This window comes from Pantoea sp. RIT-PI-b (genome assembly GCF_001187905.1).
Classification (GTDB): domain Bacteria; phylum Pseudomonadota; class Gammaproteobacteria; order Enterobacterales; family Enterobacteriaceae; genus Pantoea; species Pantoea nemavictus.
In genome coordinates this window covers 143,230-157,988 of the sequence record NZ_LGIS01000017.1, presented here as the reverse complement: position 1 = coordinate 157,988, position 14,759 = coordinate 143,230, and the positions used below count along the sequence as shown (strand labels likewise).

Below are 14,759 nucleotides of genomic sequence, written 5' to 3'. Positions count from 1 at the left end.
AGAAATCCGACGTTTTACAGAGGTATGAATTTGATGAGAAAACGTTGACGCAACACTGGAGTATCGTGCAGACGCCATCCCGCGACAGAGTCGCTAAAGGTATTACATTTATATTATTGATTTATAGCAGAAATACGGACCCACAGAGTATATGCTCACGTGGGTCAATATTCAACGGCTTATCGTTAGTTTGCTAACGATAATCGTTGCCTTACTGATTATCTTCGCAGGGACGGGAAGTGTGGGCAATATCACTTTGTGCGCTTATTGCGCGTTGGCAGATGAAGCCGACCCATGCCAAAACGACCGTTGCCACCATCACTAATGTGGTGTTGAACAGCGCCTTCTCCAGCCCGGCTGATACCAACAGGCTGGCGGCGAAGCATAAACCTAACTGGAAAAGATTCTGCAAACCCGCGGCTTTGCCGGTGGCGTGCGGGAAGGGCGCTAATGCGCTGGCGACAACAATCGGGTAGATGGCGCCATTGGCCAACGCCATACCGCAGAAGGGCATTAGCAACACAAACAGCGGGGCTGATGGCATCAGGGCAATCACAAACAGGCTCAGGATGCTCAGGCTATACACCACCAGCAACCACGGCAATAGTTGTGCCCCCTGATAATGATTTAACATCGCCCGGCAGCCAAAGCCACCGATAAGGAAAGCAATGGTTTGAGGGATATAACTCAGGCCAATATCGCCCGGCGTTAAACCCGCAGCGGCGAGAATAAAGGGCGAACCTGTCAACCAGGCAAAGAAACTCGCTGAACAAGCGGAGTAAATTAATACATTGCCGCTGTAAACGCGGGTGCCCAGCAAAGTTAACCAGCCAGGTTGTTGGCCACTGGTGACTTTTTCGCGTTTCACTGTCGTTAACTGCAGTGTACCAATCAGTAATAGCAGCGCGATCAGCGTAAGCGCGATGAAAATACTGCGCCAGTGGAAGTGGCTGATTAGCCACGCACCTAACAGCGGTGCCAGCGCTGGAGAGAGCGCAACCAGCGGCATAATGGTGGCAAAGACTTTGTTCGCTTTCGCTTTAGGATAGTGGTCCACCACCAGCGCTTGCCAGCTCACGGCTGCGGCGCAAACGCCAATCGCCTGTACAAAGCGCAGCGCCAGCATCAGGCGTACGTCAGTAACCCACAGCATCCCCAAACAACCGAGCGCGAAAATGGCCAGGCCGGCAAGAAGAATGGGCTTGCGACCGTAACGATCCGACAACGGCCCCCAAAAAACCTGCGCGCAAGCAAAGCCGCCGAGAAACAGGCTCAGGCTGGCGCTGATGGTGCCCGGCGCGCTAGCAAAATCACGCTGCATATCGCCAAAAGCAGGTAAATACATATCCGTGGCAAGAAAGCCGAGCATACTGAGCACGGCAAGGTAAGGCATAAATGCTTTAGACGACAACATGTTGATTCTCTTTTGGGCAGGTTGAACGGCGGGGAGTGTAAAAGGATGCAGCGCGCTTTGTGAAACGCTAATATTTGCACAGTGCTGTTAAAATTTTTGAAGGCAAAATTATGTGGTCAGAATATGCACTTGAAGTGGTCGATGCCGTGGCGCGCACCGGTAGTTTTAGCGCAGCGGCGCAGGAGCTCCATCGCGTGCCCTCTGCCGTCAGCTATACGGTGCGTCAGCTTGAAACCTGGCTGGCGGTGCCGCTGTTCGAACGTCAACATCGCGAGGTGGTAATGACGCCGGCCGGCGAACATTTTGTACGGGAGGGGCGGTCTGTTATCAAAAAAATGCTGGCAACGCGCAGGCAGTGCCAGCAGCTGGCCAATGGCTGGCGCGGTGAGTTAAGCATAGCCGTTGACTGCATTGTAAAACCGCAGCGCACGCGACAACTGGTAAAGGATTTCTATCGTCATTTTCCAGATATGGAGTTGATCATCAGCTTTGAGGTGTTCAATGGCGTGTGGGATGCCCTGGCTGACGGACGTGTTGATGTGGCGATTGGTGCCACTCAGGCGATCCCGGTCGGTGGGCGCTTTGCTTTTCAGGATATGGGCGCGCTTAACTGGCGCTGCGTGGTGAGCCCCGATCATCCTTTGGTCAACAGTGAACTGCTGGATGATGAAACGCTGCGTGTGTGGCCATCACTGGTGCTGGAAGACACCTCGCGTGCGCTGCCGCGTCGTATGACATGGACGCTGGATAATCAGCGGCGGCTGGTGGTGCCGGATTGGGAAACCGGGCTGGAGTGCCTGCAGGCGGGATTGTGCGTCGGAATGGTGCCGGGTCATCTGGCGCGGCCGCTGCTGAATAATCACCGGTTGGTAGAATTGCCATTGCCGCAAGCCTTTCCGGATAGTCCGTGTTGCGTCAGCTGGGCTGAACAACGTGCGTCACCGGCACTGGAATGGTTACTGGTATATCTCGGGGATGCTGAAACGCTGAACCACGAATGGCTCAGCGAAGTCTCGGTTTAGCGGCGATAGTCGCGGAACGGGCCATCCGCCACTGAGCGACGCTCAATCAGCGTTGGCTGCACCTCGATGGTTTGCGGATCTTCGCGTTTGCTGGTGATGCGATCCAATAGCATTTCCAGCGCTTTTTCACCCAGTTCGGCTTTCGGCTGGTGCACGGTCGTCAGGGCTGGAGTGAAATAGCGCGCGTTGCGCACGTTGTCGTAACCAATTACCGAGATATCCTGTGGTACGCGTAAGCCCATCTCATCGGCGGCACAAATCGCGCCCATGGCCATGATGTCGCCCCCGCAGAATACGGCGGTTGGCCGCTGTTTCTGGTTTAAAATCTGCTGCATCGCCTGGTAACCTGATTCAGGTTCAAAATCGCCCTGAACCACCCATTCTGGACGTACCGCAATGCCCGCCTCGTTCATCGCCTGCAGGAAACCCGCGTGACGTCCGCCGCCGGTGTTGCGCTCCATCTGGCCGGGAATCGCGCCAATATCGCGATGACCGCGTTCAATCAGATAACGCCCCGCGAGATAGCCACCCTGAAACGCGTTGTCCTGCACGGTATCGGTAAAATCACCGCGTGAAGCGCCCCAATCCATCACCACCATCGGGATATTGCGGTTCTCTTCCAGCATTTGCAGCAGATCGTCCGGATACTCAGAACACATCACCAGCAAACCATCGACGCGTTTTTGCGCCATCATTGACAGATAAGCGCGCTGCTTCTGCAAATCGTTGTGCGCGTTGCCGAGAATCAGCGTATAGCCGCGATCGAAGCAGTGATTTTCTACCGCTTCAATAATTTCGGCAAAGTAGGGCGCTTCGCTCGACGTTGCCAATAGGCCCAGAGTTTTGGTGTGATTCACTTTCAGACTACGCGCCACGGCACTTGGCGAGTAATGCAATTCTTTGATCGCTTCCCATACGGCGTTACGCGTCTCTTCCGCAACGAAACGCGTTTTGTTGATGACATGCGAAACCGTGGTGGTTGAAACACCGGCGCGCTTCGCGACATCTTTAATTGTTGCCATGAAAATGGTACTCCTGGGATTATCGCAACTTACTGATAAGTATATTGTTAAACGTTTGCGTCTGCTAATGCTTTTACAGCCCAAAATAGCGGGCGAAATGGGGGTGTTTAGCAGGCGAAATCACTTCATCATGCTGTAAATACAGCAGGCGCGAAATCTGTTGCGCAACGAAAGGCGGCGATTCTAGCAAGCTAGCGCGGATAACACGAGATTTTTGCCCACTGCTGTGCGAAAATCGCTTTAACCCTAAAGATTGTGTGACTAAGGAGGCGTGATGAATACTGATTTGAAGCTGGCGCTAATGACAACGGTTGGCGCACTGTTAATGATTATCGCATTCAGCTTTACCGCGATCATGCATTAACAAAAAAGCCGGAGCTGTTAACAGCATCCGGCTTTTTTATAGGCGTTGCGCAACCGCTAGCGAATGGTTTTTGGCGTCATCATACGACGCGCGCCTACATAGTGTTTCTGCCAGTAATCCTCACCTAATGCGCTAATCTGAATATCTTTACCCGTGCGCGGTGACTGAATGAATTTGCCATTGCCGAGATAAACACCGACATGATCGGCGGTGCCGCGATTGTTGATGCGGAAGAACACCAGATCCCCTTTCTCCAGCATTTCACGCTTTATCGGTGCCGCATCGCGCAGGTGATACATTTCATTGGCGGTGCGCGGGAATTTGAACTTTACCAGGTCTTTATAGGCATACCACACCAGGCCGCTGCAATCGAAGCCGGTGTGAGGTGAGGTACCGCCCCACTGATAGGGTTTGCCAAGCTGGCCCATTAATTTGGTCATCGCCGTCTCACGCGCTTTTTGATAGCGCTGACGATGTGCTTTGCTCATTTTGATGCCGGTAAGCGCTATGGCTTCATCATCAACTTCAATCGCAGATGACTTTTTCGCCAGGCGTTGATGACCGTATTTCTTACCGGAGAGTTTCAGCGAGGATTTTTTGCTGGTGGTTTTGTGCAGCGCGGTTTCTGTCGGTGTCTGTTTTTTGAGTTTGAATTTTTGGACGGCAGTCAGGCGCGATTTTTTAGTTGTGGTTTTCACCGGACGTCGTTTGCGGCGCTCGTCTTCACGTGCGCTCTTTTTCTCTGCTTTTAACGTACTGGCGTTAACGGGCGCATGCGGAGATGCAGCGGCCACATTAAAGAACAGTTGGGCTAAAGCCAGTATGAAAAGCGTAATCAGTAGACGCATAATCCGGTTACAGGTTAAGCAGGCTGAATGAAAACAGACTGCGGCAAAGTGAGAGAAATCTGATCAAGTGACCAGCGCCGAGGCAATTCTAATCCACTTTTTTTGCAAAAGGTAAGGCCTTTTTCCATTAATATGTTACCAGATTGATTCTGTAGCAAAAATGAGCTATTTCAGCTGCTTAACGCAGCGAAACTATTGCTAATTATTAATTTATTAATGCCAATTAATGATATGAAAATGTTATTTGTCATGCATGAACTTAACAAACATGGCGATTAACCCGCGCAAACACAAAATCCCGTTTTCAGTACGGGAGCGAAATCGCTACAATAAACAAACACGAAGTGAAGGATTAAGGAAGGCAATAATGAGTACTGTTGAAAAAATTCAGCGTCAGATCGCAGAAAACCCGATCTTGCTGTACATGAAAGGTTCTCCAAAGCTGCCAAGCTGCGGCTTCTCGGCGCAAGCGGTGCAGGCGCTGTCAGCCTGTGGCGAGCGTTTCGCGTACGTGGACATCCTGCAAAACCCCGATATCCGCGCTGAAATGCCAAAGTACGCTAACTGGCCGACCTTCCCGCAGTTGTGGGTTGACGGTGAGCTGGTTGGCGGCTGTGACATCATCGTTGAGATGTTCCAGCGCGGCGAACTTCAGCCGCTGTTGAAAGAGACCGCAGAGAAGTATAAAGAAGCGGAATAATGCAGAAGGCCGACAACGTTGTCGGCCTTTTCTTTAACTATTCAGCAGACGCGTCGTCTGCAGATTCCTCACTGAAGGCCAGCGGCCAGCCGCCCAGACGCTTCCAGCGATTTACCAGCTCACAGAACAGCGTGGCCGTCTGTTCGGTGTCATACAGCGCCGAATGCGCTTGCGTACTGTCAAAATCCATCCCCGCCGCTTTACACGCCTTCGCCAACACCGTTTGTCCCAGCACTAAGCCGCTTAATGCCGCCGTATCAAAAGTGGCAAAAGGGTGGAACGGATTGCGCTTCAGGCTGGCACGTTCAGCAGCCGCCATGACGAAGTTGAGATCGAAGGTAGCATTGTGCGCCACGATAATCGCGCGATTGCAGCCGCTGTCTTTAGTGCCTTTGCGCACCATTTTAAAAATTGCATGCAGGGCTTCATATTCGCTGACCGCGCCGCGCAGCGGATTGGTCGGATCGATCCCAGTAAACGCCAGTGCCGCAGGATTAAGAATGGCACCTTCAAACGGTTCTACGTGGAAATGCAGCGTTTCATCACGATGTAACCAGCCGTCTTCGTCCATTTTTAGCGTTGTGGCGGCAATCTCTAGCAAGGCATCGGTTTGCGCGTTAAAACCGGCTGTTTCGACGTCGATCACGACAGGATAAAAACCACGGAAGCGTTGGTGGAGAGCGTTTAAAGCGTTCGATTCAGACATCAGGATCTCATGGCAATAAATAGGGCAGCGCGCATTATGGCAAAAATTGCAGGAGGGTGCAGCAGGAGAGGGAAGTCAGCCCGCAAATAAGCAGGCTGACAATCGGCATTAGTTGCCGAGGCCGTGACCGGCATGTTTGTTTTCGATCAGTTCAATTTTGTAGCCGTCTGGATCTTCAACAAAAGCAATAATAGTGGAACCCCCTTTCACCGGGCCCGCTTCACGCGTGACGTTGCCGCCCGCGCTGCGGATGCGCTCGCAGGTGTCCGCTACATTGTCCACGCCCAGCGCGATATGACCGTAAGCATTGCCGAGATCGTATTTGTCCACGCCCCAGTTGTAGGTCAGCTCAATCACCGCGCCTTCACTCTCTTCGGTGTAGCCCACGAAAGCCAGGGTGTATTTGTATTCGGTATTTTCGCTCTGACGCAGCACGCGCATGCCCAGCACACGGGTGTAAAAATCGATGGAACGTTGCAAATCGCCAACGCGTAACATGGTGTGAAGTAAACGCATAACATCCTCTTTTTCAAAACGTCATCAGGGAATGACAAGACCACTTAGTATATACCCTGATGAAAAAACACTGCCGGACATTCTGCCCGGCAGTCTCGGTCTTACAGGGTTGGATAATCGGTATAACCTTCCGCGCCGCCACCATAGAAGCTTTCAGGACGCTGCGGATTGAGTGGCGCATCTTGTTGCAGACGTGCCACCAGATCCGGGTTAGCGATAAAGTCGCGACCAAACGCCACGGCATCAATCAGGCCGCGCGCAATCAGATCGTCGGCCTTTTCGACGGTATAAGCGCCGGCGCCAACGATCACGCCAGGGAACAGCGCGCGCACTTTCTTACGGAAGGCATCGCTATAAGGCTGTCCACCCGCCCAGTCAGGCTCCGACAAGTGCAGATACGCCAGGCCACGTTTGCCCAATTCGGCGATATACCACAGCGCGGCTTTCTCTTCTTCCGGGCCATTTTCCAGATTCTGGAAGGCCCCGATTGGCGAAATGCGGATACCAATACGATCGGCAGACCAGTTGGCAATCGCCGCATCCACCACTTCGAGCGCGAAACGGCCACGCTTCTCAATCGAACCGCCGTACTCATCGCTACGCTGGTTTGATCCTGGCGCGAGGAACTGATGCATCAGATAACCGTGCGCGGAGTGCAGCTCAAGCAGGTCAAAGTCCGCTTCACGCGCATTGAAAGCCGCCTGACCGAAATCTTTCACAATCTGCTGGATTTCGGCCACTGACAGCTCGCGAGGCAGCGAGGTGTCTTCACGATAGACGCTACCGTCTGCCGCACGCAGAGACGTACGCGTGCCGGCGGCCAGCGCAGTTGGCGCCACCGGGGCTTTGCCTTCGGGCTGTACGCTGTTATGTGAAATACGGCCGGTATGCCACAGCTGCACGGCGCTATGACCGTTTGCGGCATGAATGCCTTCGTTAATCACTTTCCAGGCGGCAATTTGCTGCTGAGTGTGCAGACCCGGCGCACCGGCATAACCTTTCGCCTGGAAAGAGATTTGGGTGGCTTCGGTGATGATCAAACCGGCGCTGGCACGCTGCTGATAATACTCCGCCATCAGCGGAGTAGGGATATCACCCGGCTCAATGCTGCGCAGGCGAGTCAACGGGGCCATGAAAATGCGGTTAGGTACGGTAATCGCGCCCACTTTAAGGGGAGAGAATAACTGTTTGCTCGCCATGTAATTTGCTCCAGGAAGACCGGTCGTCTAGCGACTGCGGTTTAAAAAAATCAGTGATTTACAAGCCACTGTTCGATGGTTTCAAGCGCCAGACTGATTGGGCCAGGCTCTCGGGAAATCTTGCTCTGCAAACTGGCGCCTAACCACAGCAAATAACAGCGCTGCGCCAGCTGATGCGGCGTTTGATTGAACGGCAACGGCTGTTCAGCCGCGGCCTCGCTCAAGCAGCGTGTATAGGCTGCGATGATGGCATTGGCGCTGTGCTGCAAAGCATCACGCATGGGTTCAGATAGATCGCACACTTCAGCCGACAGCTTGACGCCAAGGCAGCCAACAATATGACCTTGCTCGATAAACAGCGTTTCGCCATGGCGAAAATGCTGTAACAGACGTTCTCTCGGTGTTAGCCCGGGCTGGTTGAGCTGCTGCTCGATCTGCTGCAAGAAGTTGGCAAAGTAACGCTCGATTAGCGCAACGCCAAATGCCTCTTTCGAACCGAAGTAGTGATAGAAAGAGCCTTTGGTGACTTCCGCCAGCGTCAGCATCTCATTCAGGCCCATGCCGGCAAAACCACGCTGCAAACAAACCTGCTCGCCAATGGCGAGCAGATGTTCACGAGTATCATTGCGTTGCAGCGTCTTATTCATTGGTCGCAGGTTATTAGACCAGTCAGTCTAATGCAACCCTTCAGCGGAGTTTTGGCACGATCTGATCATATCCAACTGTGGCTGGTACGCTTGCGTCTGGATATTGAACATGCCCAAAACGGTATGGAAAAGATTGTCTTGCGAGACCTTATTATCGGCAGCTTGCTGGCGTAAACAGTTTTCATTGATGTGATTAGCTGCGGCGTAACCCGGCGACATCCACATCAGCAGTGGAATATGCGTTTGTTGCGAGGGGGCAAACAGATAGGGCGCCCCGTGCAGATACATACCGCGCTCACCAAGCGATTCGCCATGGTCGGAGAGATAAACTAGCGCCACGTTAAAGCGATCGCTCAGACCTTTCAGTTTATCAATGGTACGGCTCAGCATATCGTCGGTATACAACAGCGAATTATCATAGGTATTTACTAGCGCCTGATGATCACAATCCTGGATCTGATTGCTATCACACGTTGGCGTAAAGCGGCGGAATTCAGCCGGATAGCGCTGATAGTAAGCGGGACCGTGGCTGCCCATCTGATGCAGCACGATAATGCCGTCGTTATGCAGACTCGCAACGTAGTTATCCAAACGATGCAGCAGCACATCATCCTGACAGAAACCATCGTGGCAATATTGCGGCAGATTCCACTGTGTCATATCGCTGTGCGGCACCCGGTCACAGGCACCTTTGCAGCCACCATCGTTCTCGCGCCACAGTACGCTCACGCCAGCATGGGCAAGGATGTCGAGCACGCCTTCCTGATGATGCGCCAGATTGGCGTCATAGTGAACGCGCGGCATATTCGAGAACATGCAGGGCACTGAAATAGCGGTTTCTGTGCCGCACGAGGTAGCATTGGGATAATAGATGACCTGCTGTTTTTTCAGCTCCGGGTTAGTTTCGCGCGTGTAACCGCCAAGGGAGAAATTCTCTGCGCGCGCGGTTTCACCCACCACCAGCACCACCAGCGTTTTCTTTTGGGCGGCGCTAATGAGCGGGCCTTTACGCGCATCCTGACCTATTTTGATTAACGTCTGATTACCCAGTAGATAGCGCTGATCGACATAGTGACCGCCACCACTGAGGATATTGGCGGGCGTGACCATTTTTATCAGGCCCTTATTGTTGCGAATCAAGGAGGCGTAATCTTTATAAAACAGCACCGCCATCAGCAGGATCAACAAGATTGCGCCCAATGCACCGACCAGGCGCTGCACCAGATTCCACCACCAACGTTGTCCCTTACTAATCCGCACGATACACAGCAATGCTGCCGGAACCAGGCCCATGACCAACATCCATACTAAATAGTGAACGCTGATTAACGCCCCGGCTTCCTGCCGATCGGACTCAAACACGTTTTGCATCATATTGGTGTCAATCACCGTGCCAAAACTGTGCATAAAGTAGTTGGCGGCAGCGCTGATGATCACCAGCACAATCAGCACTGGCTTGCGGATATAAGGCCAGGCAACGAGGGAGAAAATCATATAAAAAGCCGCAGTCAGCACCAGCGGGATACTGGCGGCGAACAGATACGCGTGTGGGCGATCGTAGACGATCATCTCCCAGGCGTGGAGCAGAAACAGGGCGTTTAATACTAAGGCGAAGAACAGCGCAGCAATAAGATTAAATCCGCTGGTGCTGCACTGGAATATGTTCCTGAATTTCATGAAAACTCAACGGTAAGTTGTAATGTGACAATCGTATGAAGACATTATGAGGAAAACCTTAACCACAGCTAAACAGACTTATTTTAGACCTTTCGTAGGTTGGCTATTTGGTAAACAGCGGTTACCGGCTGCGGCTGGCGTATTGATTATGCGCAATTAGCGTTTACTCTTTGTACTATGTCATTAAGCTGTTATCACTGTGCTGCAAGTTGTTAACCCCGGAGTTGATGTGGCTGAGCAATTAGAGTTCTTCCCCGTTCCCAGCCCGTGTCGTGGCGTTTGCCAAAGTGACGCGCGTGGCTATTGTCGTGGCTGTTTGCGCAGCCGGGAAGAGCGCTTTAACTGGATGAAGTTCAGCGACGCACAAAAACGCGATGTGCTGCGGCTATGCCGACAACGCTGGTTACGATTGCAGCGTCAGCAGAAAGTGGATGAAGATCATGATCCGCAACAACCAGAGCTGTTTTAAGAAACCGATATTTTTCCTTTCCGTTATACTCCCGCCTTCGTCATCTGGATTCGTATTTGAGGGAGTTTAACCATGTTGAAACCGCAAGCTATTGCACCGCAGGGACCGTCCTTTTCACCGCTGATTGCGGGATACTGGCGCTTGATGGAGTGGGGCATGACGTCACAGCAGCTGGTGCAGTTTATTGAGCACCACCTTGCACTGGGCATCACCACCGTTGATCACGCCGACATTTACGGTGATTACCAATGCGAAGCCGCCTTCGGGGCCGCGCTGCGTCTTGCACCTGGATTACGCGAGAAGCTGCAAATTGTCACCAAATGCGGCATCGCGACGCGCGCTAAGCCAGAACATCACATCGGTCATTACAATACGGATGCCAGCCATATTATGCACAGCGCGGAAAATTCGCTGCGCCATTTCAATACGGATTATCTCGATTTATTACTGATTCACCGTCCGGACCCGCTGATGGATGCCGATGAAGTTGCAGAAGCCTTTATCGCCCTGCATCAGAGTGGCAAAGTGCGCCATTTCGGCGTGTCCAACTTCACTGCCTCGCAGTTCACGCTGCTGCAATCGCGTTTACCGTTCACTCTGGTCACCAACCAGCTGGAGATTTCACCGCTGGAACAAACGCCGCTGCTGGACGGTTCGCTCGATCAGTGTCAACAGAATCGCATCCGACCGATGGCATGGTCTTGCCTCGGCGGCGGTCGACTGTTTAACGATCCTCATTATCAGCCGCTGCGCGATGAGCTGGAGCAGGTGAAGCAGGAAATTGGCGCCAGTAATATCGAGCAGGTGGTGTACGCGTGGGTGATGAAATTGCCAAGCCGTCCGTTACCGATTATTGGCTCAGGCAAAAGTGAACGCGTCAGCGAAGCGGTTGCGGCGTGCCAGCTCACGCTTGATCGTCAGCAGTGGTTCCGCATTCGTAAAGCCGCGATCGGTTATGATGTGCCCTAAAGCGTAAAGCTGCGTCAAATTACGGCAGCCTGGCTGAAAGCAGTCCAGGCTTACAGAGCATCTAACCGTAAGGAGACGTTATGAAGAAAACCCTCATTGTTATGCTGACCCTGGCCTGCGCCGCTGGCGCGCAGGCTGCTTCAGAAGACGTCACGCTGCATGAAACCACGGCGCAAGGTATTGGCGCAGCGATTGGCAAAGTCACCATTAGCGAAACACCGTATGGCCTGCAATTTACTCCGGCGTTAACCGGCCTCAAACCAGGGATTCATGGCTTTCATGTCCATGCTAAAGGCAGCTGTGAGCCGGGCGAATCCGATGGCAAAACGGTGGCGGCCGGTGCGGCTGGTGGTCATCTCGATCCGCAAAACACCGGCAAGCACCTCGGGCCCTATGCCGATGGTCATCTGGGCGACTTACCCGCGCTCTTCGTAACGGAGGATGGCAAAGCGGATTATCCTGTCGTTGCTCCGCGTATTAAATCCCTCAGCGAAATCAAAGGTAAAGCCTTAATGGTGCACGTGGGCGGTGATAATCATGCCGACCATCCACAGCCGCTTGGTGGCGGTGGCGCACGTTTTGCCTGCGGCGTCATCTAACCTCACGGGCGGCAATGGATATGTTGTCGCCCTGATTGTTCCGTTTGTAAAAAGTTGACCCATTTTCCCGCTACACTCCGCGTTTTTTCCGTCCTATGATATTGATTCAGGAATAAAACGCTCAGGGGCAGGAATGAAAACGCGTGGGATGATGCTGTTATGTTTATTGTTGGTGGGATGTGATCAACCAAATGACACACAGCTGCGTCTGGAGGCCGGTCGGCAATTACAGTGGACGGTAGACACCAATCCACTTCGGGCCAGCTGTGAAGATATTGCCCGTGGTCGTGAATGGTTAACGCATCGCACACTTCAACGTCTGGAAGCCAAAGGGTGTCAGAATGTATTGCGCAGTGCCAGCGAGACCAATTTCATCAATACCGCCATTTATCGTCACGGCATAACAGTGGTATGCGGTGGTATCAGCGGCAAGAGTTTTACTGGCACGCTGTTAAATCGTCGTTTTATCTACTCTTCAGAAGAGAAGGCGTTGGTGCTGGAACCGAAGTTCGATCAGGATAAAACCCGGTTTGAAGGGCAAAAATCACTGCAACAACTGCAGGAAGATTTTGAGCGCCAAACCACGCAATATTGCCAGTAATTAATCAGGTACAGCCTGCGCCAGCTGGCCCAGCGAACAGCGTAATCGCCACAAAATGCCGGCTAAGGTATTTGCTTCGTTTTCCGGCTGCTGCTGCAGTTGATCAATCATGGTGTCCAGTTCATCTAACGTGGCCTGTAGCGCGGTGTGATGGACACCACGCAGGCTCATAATACGTTGTAAATCTTGCAGGCTGCTGTCGCGCATGTGCGCCAGGGTGTGCGATGTCGGCTGCCATTCGCGCAGTTGCCAGACAATATGCGAACAGTTGAGCAGCACCACGCCCCAGCGCAGCAGCCAAACGCGCGCCTTTTCATCACGGCTATTACTCAGCTGGCTAATGTGATGATAAATCTGCGATTCAAAATGGCTCTCACTCAGGCGCGGATGGCGACGTAGCTGATCGAGAAACGCATGTCGCAAGGCACGAATATGGCGACGGCTGCGGCGGGCATCAGAACTGGGGCGCAATACCTGAAACGCCACCCAGGCCAGCAGCACGCCACATACCTTCGCTATATTGTCATTGAGAAAGCTTTGATAATCCCAGTCCGGGGGATTGGTGACGGCAATAAACGATCCCATAAAGACAATGAATTGCCCCCACATACCCGCGCGCTTCTTCTGCTGCAGTTTAAATAGCTGCAGGGTGATAAGCAGCGGGAACAGCACCAGTAAAAACTGCCAGAGCGCGCTGATTTGCACCATCAAGCCGAACTGCAGCACAAAACTAAACACCGACAGCCACAGTAAGGTTTTCAGCAGCAGCGATACGCTGCCGCTGGGTGAAGGTGCGGAAGAGTAAAGTACGCAGGCGATGGCGGTTAGCGTCAGGGCGGCGGCGCCGGAATCCCATTGCGTGGTGATCCAAAATGCGCAGCCCAACATGATAACGCTAAAGGTGCGCAGCGCGCTCCAGCCCGCTTCGGCGCTGTCGCTTTCACGCGCCAGTGAAGGCGCGTAGGGCGGCTGAAAACGCGTGTCTGCGTCGGCGCGCTCAATCAGACGAATCCAGCGATTAACATTGAGGTACACCCAGCAGAAATAGCGCAGGCGCTGAACAAACGCGCGTTGGCGAAAATCACCGCTCGCGGATGGCGTGATTCCGCGCAGAATCAGGGCTAGCCGATATTTGTCACATTGTGGTTGTGCCAGCTCGTGCAGCAGTTGCGTGATGGCGTTGTAGAGTTCAGGCGGTGCATCCGGCCAGTTAAGCAGCATGCGGCGCAGGCTGGAGAGCACGCTGGTAAGGCGCAGCTGCTGATGCAGCACATAGTTCAACACATTGTTCTGGCGGCGGAAGCGATAGTGGCTCCAGAATGCCTGAATGCGCAGCAGGTTCATGGTGAGAATCTGGCTGATGACATTCTCATGTGCGGTGCGGACGTTATCGGTACTGCCCTGCTGCAGTAGTAGCACCGCATGATCCAGCAAGCGTGCGTGCATCTGACGAAGCGAGCTCATCAATGCATTGCCATCGGAGGTGCTGGGAAGAATCATCATCATTAATCCGGCGCACAGAATGCCGGAGATCACCTCGCAGACGCGCGCCTGAGCGATATCCCATAACTGAGTGACGTCGGTGATGTTTACGCTGCTAAACGCAATAATGGCGGCGGTGTAACCCGCCAGCGAGAATGCGTAAGCCACGTTGTTTTGATAGTGATTGGCGATTCCAGTGCAGAACGCCAGCCAACCGGCCATAAAAAAGGCGAACAGCCAGGGCTCATTCAGCGTATGTCCGGCAATTAGCAGCGCAGCGCTGGCACCGAGTAAGCTACCCACAATACGCCCCAGACTTTTACTGATTGCGCCACCTACGGTGGGAAAACTGATCACCGCCGCCGACGTCATCGCCCAATAAGGTTCATCGAGTTGCAGCGCATAAGCGAGGGTTAATGCCAGACACATCGCGATGCCATTGCGCAGCGCATAGCGCCATTCGCCACCGGTTGCTTTTATCCACGGCAAATTTTGCCATGCCAGCCACTGAAAATTCATGGAGG

Annotated in this window: 16 protein-coding genes; 7 read left to right on the top strand and 9 right to left on the bottom strand. The window is 53.1% G+C overall.

The annotated features are described in order from the left end of the window. Positions 1-211 precede the first annotated feature (211 nt). Positions 212-1,414, bottom strand: a complete 1,203-nt coding sequence (gene punC / locus AC790_RS11080) for a purine nucleoside transporter PunC (protein ID WP_049851817.1) — start codon at positions 1,412-1,414, stop codon at positions 212-214. 110 nt (positions 1,415-1,524) lie between these two features. On the opposite strand from punC, the gene punR reads away from it, so the two are divergent. Further along, complete coding sequence (punR, locus tag AC790_RS11075) at positions 1,525-2,436, top strand: DNA-binding transcriptional activator PunR (RefSeq protein ID WP_049851872.1); 912 nt, start codon at positions 1,525-1,527, stop codon at positions 2,434-2,436. On the opposite strand, the gene purR is transcribed toward punR, so the two are convergent. Further along, positions 2,433-3,458, bottom strand: a complete 1,026-nt coding sequence (purR, locus tag AC790_RS11070; RefSeq protein ID WP_007892755.1) for an HTH-type transcriptional repressor PurR — start codon at positions 3,456-3,458, stop codon at positions 2,433-2,435. The two genes, punR and purR, sit on opposite strands and share 4 nt — an antisense overlap. Before the next feature lie 274 nt (positions 3,459-3,732). Between purR and AC790_RS24705 the strand changes: the two genes are divergently transcribed. Further along, positions 3,733-3,822, top strand: a complete 90-nt coding sequence (locus AC790_RS24705) for a YnhF family membrane protein (RefSeq protein ID WP_007892756.1) — start codon at positions 3,733-3,735, stop codon at positions 3,820-3,822. A 56-nt stretch (positions 3,823-3,878) separates the two neighbouring features. Here the strand turns inward: AC790_RS24705 and AC790_RS11065 are convergent, their stop codons facing one another. After that, positions 3,879-4,670 carry a C40 family peptidase gene (locus AC790_RS11065; RefSeq protein WP_049851816.1) on the bottom strand — a complete coding sequence of 264 codons (792 nt, stop codon included), beginning with the start codon at positions 4,668-4,670 and terminating at the stop codon, positions 3,879-3,881. A 364-nt stretch (positions 4,671-5,034) separates the two neighbouring features. Here AC790_RS11065 and AC790_RS11060 point away from each other — a divergent pair, with 364 nt between their 5' ends. After that, positions 5,035-5,370 carry a Grx4 family monothiol glutaredoxin gene (locus AC790_RS11060; RefSeq protein ID WP_175501675.1) on the top strand — a complete coding sequence of 112 codons (336 nt, stop codon included), beginning with the start codon at positions 5,035-5,037 and terminating at the stop codon, positions 5,368-5,370. Between the two features lie 37 nt (positions 5,371-5,407). Here the strand turns inward: AC790_RS11060 and rnt are convergent, their stop codons facing one another. The 5 genes from rnt to eptA form a co-directional block, all read right to left on the bottom strand. Next, positions 5,408-6,076, bottom strand: a complete 669-nt coding sequence (gene rnt / locus AC790_RS11055; RefSeq protein WP_049851815.1) for a ribonuclease T — start codon at positions 6,074-6,076, stop codon at positions 5,408-5,410. A 108-nt stretch (positions 6,077-6,184) separates the two neighbouring features. Beyond that, a complete protein-coding gene (gloA, locus tag AC790_RS11050) occupies positions 6,185-6,592 on the bottom strand; it encodes a lactoylglutathione lyase (RefSeq protein ID WP_007892766.1) in 408 nt (135 codons plus the stop codon). A 101-nt stretch (positions 6,593-6,693) separates the two neighbouring features. After that, a complete protein-coding gene (locus tag AC790_RS11045; protein ID WP_049851814.1) occupies positions 6,694-7,791 on the bottom strand; it encodes an alkene reductase in 1,098 nt (365 codons plus the stop codon). A gap of 50 nt (positions 7,792-7,841) precedes the next feature. Beyond that, positions 7,842-8,438: a TetR/AcrR family transcriptional regulator gene (locus AC790_RS11040; RefSeq protein ID WP_049851813.1), complete on the bottom strand. Its 597-nt coding sequence runs from the start codon at positions 8,436-8,438 to the stop codon at positions 7,842-7,844. A 27-nt stretch (positions 8,439-8,465) separates the two neighbouring features. Then, positions 8,466-10,115 carry a phosphoethanolamine transferase EptA gene (eptA, locus tag AC790_RS11035; protein WP_049851812.1) on the bottom strand — a complete coding sequence of 550 codons (1,650 nt, stop codon included), beginning with the start codon at positions 10,113-10,115 and terminating at the stop codon, positions 8,466-8,468. 229 nt (positions 10,116-10,344) lie between these two features. Here eptA and AC790_RS11030 point away from each other — a divergent pair, with 229 nt between their 5' ends. The 4 genes from AC790_RS11030 to AC790_RS11015 all read left to right on the top strand — a co-directional run bounded on the left by AC790_RS11030 (position 10,345) and on the right by AC790_RS11015 (position 12,753). Continuing rightward, positions 10,345-10,584 carry a DUF1289 domain-containing protein gene (locus AC790_RS11030; protein ID WP_036621998.1) on the top strand — a complete coding sequence of 80 codons (240 nt, stop codon included), beginning with the start codon at positions 10,345-10,347 and terminating at the stop codon, positions 10,582-10,584. Positions 10,585-10,656: 72 nt separating this feature from the next. Next, entirely contained in the window at positions 10,657-11,553 is an 897-nt protein-coding gene (locus tag AC790_RS11025) for an aldo/keto reductase family oxidoreductase (RefSeq protein WP_049851811.1), read from the top strand. 80 nt (positions 11,554-11,633) lie between these two features. Then, positions 11,634-12,152, top strand: coding sequence for a superoxide dismutase family protein (sodC, locus tag AC790_RS11020; RefSeq protein WP_049851810.1), 519 nt, complete (start codon positions 11,634-11,636; stop codon positions 12,150-12,152). A gap of 133 nt (positions 12,153-12,285) precedes the next feature. Beyond that, the gene (locus AC790_RS11015; RefSeq protein WP_049851809.1) at positions 12,286-12,753 is read left to right on the top strand and encodes a hypothetical protein; all 468 of its coding nucleotides are present in this window, start codon (positions 12,286-12,288) and stop codon (positions 12,751-12,753) included. On the opposite strand, the gene AC790_RS11010 is transcribed toward AC790_RS11015, so the two are convergent. Then, on the bottom strand, positions 12,754-14,754 hold the full coding sequence (locus tag AC790_RS11010; RefSeq protein WP_049851808.1) for an FUSC family protein: 2,001 nt from the start codon (positions 14,752-14,754) through the stop codon (positions 12,754-12,756). Positions 14,755-14,759: the final 5 nt, after the last annotated feature.

Bases quoted from the DNA above. Each gene is read 5' to 3' on its own strand.
- punC (WP_049851817.1), bottom strand. From the start codon at position 1,414: ATGTTGTCGTCTAAAGCATTTATGCCTTACCTTGCCGTGCTCAGTATG.
- punR (WP_049851872.1), top strand. From the start codon at position 1,525: ATGTGGTCAGAATATGCACTTGAAGTGGTCGATGCCGTGGCGCGCACC.
- purR (WP_007892755.1), bottom strand. From the start codon at position 3,458: ATGGCAACAATTAAAGATGTCGCGAAGCGCGCCGGTGTTTCAACCACC.
- AC790_RS24705 (WP_007892756.1), top strand. From the start codon at position 3,733: ATGAATACTGATTTGAAGCTGGCGCTAATGACAACGGTTGGCGCACTG.
- AC790_RS11065 (WP_049851816.1), bottom strand. From the start codon at position 4,670: ATGCGTCTACTGATTACGCTTTTCATACTGGCTTTAGCCCAACTGTTC.
- rnt (WP_049851815.1), bottom strand. From the start codon at position 6,076: ATGTCTGAATCGAACGCTTTAAACGCTCTCCACCAACGCTTCCGTGGT.
- gloA (WP_007892766.1), bottom strand. From the start codon at position 6,592: ATGCGTTTACTTCACACCATGTTACGCGTTGGCGATTTGCAACGTTCC.
- AC790_RS11045 (WP_049851814.1), bottom strand. From the start codon at position 7,791: ATGGCGAGCAAACAGTTATTCTCTCCCCTTAAAGTGGGCGCGATTACC.
- AC790_RS11040 (WP_049851813.1), bottom strand. From the start codon at position 8,438: ATGAATAAGACGCTGCAACGCAATGATACTCGTGAACATCTGCTCGCC.
- eptA (WP_049851812.1), bottom strand. From the start codon at position 10,115: ATGAAATTCAGGAACATATTCCAGTGCAGCACCAGCGGATTTAATCTT.
- AC790_RS11025 (WP_049851811.1), top strand. From the start codon at position 10,657: ATGTTGAAACCGCAAGCTATTGCACCGCAGGGACCGTCCTTTTCACCG.
- sodC (WP_049851810.1), top strand. From the start codon at position 11,634: ATGAAGAAAACCCTCATTGTTATGCTGACCCTGGCCTGCGCCGCTGGC.
- AC790_RS11015 (WP_049851809.1), top strand. From the start codon at position 12,286: ATGAAAACGCGTGGGATGATGCTGTTATGTTTATTGTTGGTGGGATGT.
- AC790_RS11010 (WP_049851808.1), bottom strand. From the start codon at position 14,754: ATGAATTTTCAGTGGCTGGCATGGCAAAATTTGCCGTGGATAAAAGCA.